The sequence below is a fragment of the Streptococcus sp. 3705 genome, assembly GCF_013277145.1.
Lineage (GTDB): Bacteria > Bacillota > Bacilli > Lactobacillales > Streptococcaceae > Streptococcus.
In genome coordinates, this window is record NZ_VMMJ01000033.1 from 22,305 (window position 1) to 28,304 (window position 6,000).

3 protein-coding genes and 1 pseudogene are annotated in these 6,000 nt (G+C 39.5%); 2 read left to right on the plus strand and 2 right to left on the minus strand.

Features of this window, described 5'->3' with window-relative positions:
* Positions 1 to 64: 64 nt before the first annotated feature.
* Positions 65 to 1,093 carry a tRNA preQ1(34) S-adenosylmethionine ribosyltransferase-isomerase QueA gene (queA, locus tag HT714_RS08730; protein WP_001090137.1) on the minus strand — a complete coding sequence of 343 codons (1,029 nt, stop codon included), beginning with the start codon at positions 1,091 to 1,093 and terminating at the stop codon, positions 65 to 67.
* A gap of 150 nt (positions 1,094 to 1,243) precedes the next feature.
* Here queA and HT714_RS08735 point away from each other — a divergent pair, with 150 nt between their 5' ends.
* Complete coding sequence (locus HT714_RS08735; RefSeq protein ID WP_173226513.1) at positions 1,244 to 1,951, plus strand: glucosamine-6-phosphate deaminase; 708 nt, start codon at positions 1,244 to 1,246, stop codon at positions 1,949 to 1,951.
* Positions 1,952 to 2,274: 323 nt separating this feature from the next.
* Here the strand turns inward: HT714_RS08735 and HT714_RS08740 are convergent.
* Positions 2,275 to 3,440: pseudogene (locus HT714_RS08740) on the minus strand (IS30 family transposase).
* Positions 3,441 to 3,721: 281 nt separating this feature from the next.
* Between HT714_RS08740 and HT714_RS08745 the strand changes: the two are divergent.
* Positions 3,722 to 6,000: YSIRK-type signal peptide-containing protein (locus HT714_RS08745; protein WP_173226511.1), on the plus strand; the 2,279-nt coding region annotated here is incomplete at its 3' end.

Consider the following 6,000-nt stretch of genomic DNA (forward strand, 5'->3'; position numbering starts at 1 on the left):
ATTACAAAAGCGCATACTATCAAGGTTTTAGTGCCTGATAATATGCGCTTTTTGATTGTGAAAATTAGTAGATAAACATGGCATCGCCAAAACTAAAGAAGCGGTAGTGTTCTTGGATGGCATGGTGGTAGGCATCTAAGACTAATTCGCGGCCTGCAAAGGCAGAAACCAACATGACCAGAGTTGATTTTGGCAGGTGGAAGTTGGTTGAGAAGGCATCTACAACCTTCCATTCATAGCCAGGTTTGATAAAGATATTGGTCCAGCCAGAATCTGCTTGGATTTGCCCATCAAACTTGGAACCAATAGTCTCCAAGGTGCGAATAGAAGTGGTTCCGACAGCGATGACACGACCTCCATTTTCTTTAACCGAGCGAAGGGTGGCAGCTGCTTCCTCAGAAAGTTGGTAGAATTCTGAGTGCATTTCGTGTTCGTCCAGATTGTCAACTGAAACAGGTCTAAAGGTTCCGAGTCCGACATGAAGAGTCAGATAGACTAGATGAACACCCTTAGCTTGGATTTCTGCCAGCAATTCTTTAGTGAAGTGTAGTCCAGCAGTCGGTGCAGCAGCAGAGCCACTTTCCTTGGCGTAAACAGTTTGATAGCGTTCGCGGTCATCCAATTTTTCGTGAATATAAGGTGGTAATGGCATTTCTCCCAGACTTTCCAAGACCTCCAGGAAAATTCCTTGGTATTCAAAGCGGACAATGCGGCCTCCGTGAGTCAATTCTTCCGTAACGACAGCGCTGAGGCGACCATCACCAAAGCTGACACGAGTACCGACCTTGAGGCGTTTGGCAGGTTTAGCCAGAACTTCCCACTCATCGCCAGCAGTGTTTTTGAGTAGGAGTAGTTCCACATGACCTCCAGTTTCTTCCTTTTGACCATAGAGTCGGGCAGGGAGAACGCGGGTGTCGTTCATGACAAGGGCATCACCAGGTTCCAGCATATCAATAATAGAGTGGAAGTGTTTGTCCTGCATTTCTCCCGTCTCACGGTTGACGATGAGGAGTTTAGAGGCATCTCGTTTTTCAAGGGGTGTTTGGGCAATCAATTCCTCGGGCAAGTGGAAATCAAAATCAGCTGTATTCATATATCTGTTCATTCTTTCTAAGTTCTAATCCTATCCATTATAACATGTTTCAAGTGTGGGCGCTCTTTTTTTAGAAATTAAATCGTTTTCACTTGACAAAAATTGGTCTATACCATATAATAAATATAGATAGAAATGGAGGATGAAAAGATGAAAGTCATTAAAGTTGAAAACCAAATCGAAGGTGGAAAAGTTGCTTTTGAGATTTTGAAGGAAAAATTGGACAACGGCGCTCAAACTCTAGGACTTGCGACAGGAAGCAGTCCACTTGAATTTTACAAGGATATTGTTGAGAGTGACCTTGATTTTTCAAATCTAACCAGTGTCAACCTTGATGAGTATGTAGGCCTTGATGGCGACAATCCTCAGTCTTATCGTCACTTCATGCAAGAAAACTTGTTCAACCAAAAACCATTTAAAGAAAGTTTCTTGCCTCGTGGGGTTAAGGATAATGCTGAAGCTGAAGTTGAACGCTACAACCAAATTTTGGCTGACCATCCAGTTGACCTGCAAATCTTGGGAATCGGTCGCAATGGACATATCGGATTTAATGAACCTGGTACTCCATTTGACAGTCAAACGCATCTAGTAGAACTTGACCAGTCTACTATTGAAGCCAATGCGCGCTTCTTTGACAAGATTGAAGACGTCCCAACCCAAGCCATTTCAATGGGAATTAAAAACATTTTGGATGCCAAGTCTATTATTCTTTTTGCTTACGGTAAGTCGAAAGCAGAAGCCATTGCTGGAACAGTGTCTGGCCCAGTGACTGAGAGCCTACCAGCAAGTAGCCTCCAAAATCACCCTGATGTGACCATTATTGCGGATGCTGAAGCGCTCAGCTTACTTGAAAAATAAGAACAATTAAAAATGAAGACTATTCATATTTTTCGTATGACTAGCTCAACTAATGTATAAATGCAAAAAAGGCTAAATTCCCAAACTAAGTTCCACCGCTAATCCAAGTGGAAGTTAGTCTGATAAAAATCGTAAAAACCAGTGGAATTCCATGTCAGGGTAAGTTCCACTGGTTTTAAACATGCTTGATTTTATAGATTTTGTAGCCGAAAGGAATCGAAAAAAAGAGCGCACAAAATCCCCTCATCTGAAAGCGTTTCAGATTAAGTTCCGCTATGGTGGAAGTTAGTGTGAGACGTTTGAATGGGGTTGAAGATTAGTTTTTAGAACTTATGTTGGAGTAATTTAGACGACTGACAGACGTCTTCTGCAGGTATTTTAGAAATGCCGAGAAGCTTAGAAATCTCTTCTCCATAGGTAAATGCAAAGAGTTCATAAGCTGACTTTCCATTCAAAGCAGCGCGTTTGACACTGTTGACATGAGAACAAACGAGATTGATGTCCTCTTGAGTTAAATTGTCAAAAGAAGTTCCTTTAGGTAGGATGTCGCGAATCAGCGTGTGATTTTTCTCAATTCTCCCTTTCTGGTCAGAGCGATTAGGGTCACAAAAGAAGAGTTTACTCTCTCCTCGCACATCCATTTCGATATCATCAACCCTGGAAACTCTCCACCATTATCGGTAAGAATGACAGGAAAGAGTTGGAAGAAATCTTTGTTAGCTTGGTGAAGAGTGTTCTTGATGTCATAGAGGTGTTTGGTGACCTCAAGGGCAGTTTTATTATTCAGAAGCCTAGCGAAGATAAAGTTACAGAAAGACAAGTTGAAGGTGAGTAGGAGTTTACCTCCCATTCTGCCCATAACTGTATCCATTTCCAGCCAAGAGTCTAGTTGATTAAGGGCTAAATAGTTTTGGAAATCCTCATAGGAACGGCCTTTTTTCGCTTCTTTAGGGATGGAAGGTAGCTTACTTTTCCGTCTTTCTTTGAATTTAACGGCTCTGGCTAGGTCAATCGGAGCGATAGATAGGTACCCTTTTCGGATGTGTCGATAGACTGTTGAGGAGCTGACATCAAGATTGTAAGTTTTGAGGATATGATAGATGTGTTGTCCCTTTTTAACTCCATCAGAAATGACTTTGTCCATTTTCCAGAAGGTCTTGGAATTGAGGGGAGTTCCTTCACGAGCTTCGACAAGAGTTTGTTCGTATTGTTTTTGAGCTTGTTTAGAGAGGTAGAAGATCTTCTTATAGCCACAATTTTGTCTTCTTTTAGGATATCCATTACAGACAAAGGTAGCTTTGTCTAGTAAAGGGCAAGGAAGGTTATGGCATGTAGACTCTCGGACTTGTCTGTTTCGTTTGACTTCTTTGGAAACAGTAGTCGGGTCTTTTAGAATGGACTGTCCAATAGCTTTGAAGGTTTCACCGCGCTCTAAGCCTAATTGGATATCATTGCGGTCTGAAAGGGTAAGGTGTTTATGTTTTGTCATAGTAGACCTCATTTCTAACTCAAACGTCTCACACTTAATTCCACCATAAAAATCCGTTTTAGACTAATTTCCACTTCGGTCAGGTAAGTGGAAGTTACTTTGAGAAGTTATGCATAAACCGTATCATATCAAGCTAAGTTCACAATGTTTGATTTATAAAATGAAAAGGAGTATAATGAGTTAAGCCAGTCTAAAATTTACATAAAAATTTTAGGGGGGGGCTTTTTACTTGCCCTTCTTAATATATATCAACAGATAATTATCGCAAAAGGAGTGTAGCAATGTTTGATTATAAAGGATCGCATGATCGTTCACAAGTAGAGAAAACCATACGGTATAGTATTCGTAAGGTTAGTTTTGGAGCAGCTAGTGTTGCAGTAGCTGCTTTATTTATGTTTTTGGGAAATGGGGCAGTGTCTGCCACAGAGCAAGGTGTACCCTCAACCAATGAAGAAACTCAAAGCTCACCATTGAAAGACCCAGATGTCCAGAATGGAACCTACGGGGCGACTCCAGTAGTCAGTCAGTTGGATGGAAATTCTGGTAGCAGTGAGACTACTGCTCCGAAAGGTCAAGAAGAGACAAGTACTCCAACACCTACTGATGTAAGCGGTTCATCAGTAGCGTCGTCTAGTGTTTCAGCAATAGAAGCTGGGAACAAGACTGATAGGTCATATACTACTCCATCAACAGAAGAAGTAGAAGAAAAGGCTAGACCTGCCTTGGATAAAAAACAGCTGGAAGATTACGTAGCAGAAATTGATGGCAAATTAGCCTCAGGTAGCTATGCGACTAAGACAGATGAAAGTGTCGCAACCCTTAAAGAAAATCTAGAATTAGCAAAACTTGCCCTAACAACAGCCCAAAGTCAAGAAGAGTTAACAAAAGCTTACAGAAAACTTCTTATGACAGCTAGCAGCGGTTTACGTAATAAGCCTAAAGCGCAAGTGGAAAGTCCTAAACTAGATACGACAGAAGGAAAAGCGACTGTCGGTAAGAAAGCTAGCAATACTGAGAAAGCTACAGGAACCAACTCTATCGCAAACTCAGGAAAACATGATTCACGTAATGGACAAGCCCTAGACAGAAACAACCCATTCCGAACAGATGGGACAACGACAGATACTGATCCAGATGCGAATCAAACGTATACATTGCCGGGAGATAGTGCCAATCTTAAAGAAGTTGCGAATAGTTTAATAAATTTACCAACAAAAATAACTAATGAAACAAAGATAACTTCTATTAACGAAGTTGGTGCACTACAAAAGATAGCTCCTGGAGAAGTTAAAGATATTAATGAGTTCGGTGGTTGGAAAGCCACTAGTGGAGGAGTCTTTGCTATTGCAAGAAGAACAGACAAAGGAGTATTTCCTATTGAAACTGTAAACACAGTATTGGTTCAGGATGGACCGTATCGGACATGGTTAAATGAGAGTACTTTTGATCGTTCTAAAGATTATGCCTTATTTTTAGCAGAGGTTAGAACAAAAGCTACTGAAGAAGAAGTTGTAGATGATGGCAGTGTATATGTGGCAGAAAGGCATTACGCGAATAAAGGAATAGGGCTTGCTAAATTTAAAGGGATTGAAAAAACATTCAAAGCTTATTCTAAGTCTACTGGATCTGATGTTATTGTTTCTTTTAAAACAGGATTTACAGGAGATATTGATGGTAAGAAAGCAAAATATAGAGTAGAAGTATTCGCAAAAGATGAGTCCGGTACTATTAGAACAATATACGATCAAACATTTAGCCCTAATGAAAATAAAGAGGATGAAACTAAAAAAGTAGTTGCACCTATCATTGGAAGAGATCAATATTTCGATACGAATAGGGCTTCACTACATACTAGAGGAACATTAAATGAAAAATTAGAACAAGATCCTAATAAAAGAAGATTGGGTACTAGTACGGGAACATTTACAAGTAAAGGAATAGTCTTGAAACCTAATGTTACGGAGTACACTGTTCGTATAAGCCCGGGAGATAATGCAAATCTAGGAATGGGATATCAAGTTCCATGGAAGCAATATGCCTTACCTATTTCAGGACTAGGGTTTACTCTTGAGCAAGATACAAGTAGGGTTGCTAAAGCACTTTTACAAAGAGTTTACAATAAGTTAAAAGAAACAGAAGAAAAAGATACCAAAGGAAAAACAGAAGCAACTATCAATGACTATAGAACACAATTAAAAAATGTTAATAAATTATTGACAGGAGATTTAAAGAAAACTCAAGACTATAAAGATATCGTAAAGACTGTGTTAGCGGCTCAACAAGCGTTAAGAACTGATAAATCAAAATTAGATACTGCAAATACTAAATTATTAAATTTAATAAATGAAAATCCAGATCCAAGAATCGGTAAGACACTAACTTCTATAACCTCTTATGATTTTGCAAAAACAGAAGCAATCAATGCTCAAACAGAGGCACAAAAAATATTAAATCAAGATAATCCGGATCCAGATGTAGTAGCTACTATTGCAAGTGAATTAAATGAAAAATTAGCAGAATTAAAAATAGCAAGAGCTGAATTAGTAGATAAAGCAACAGA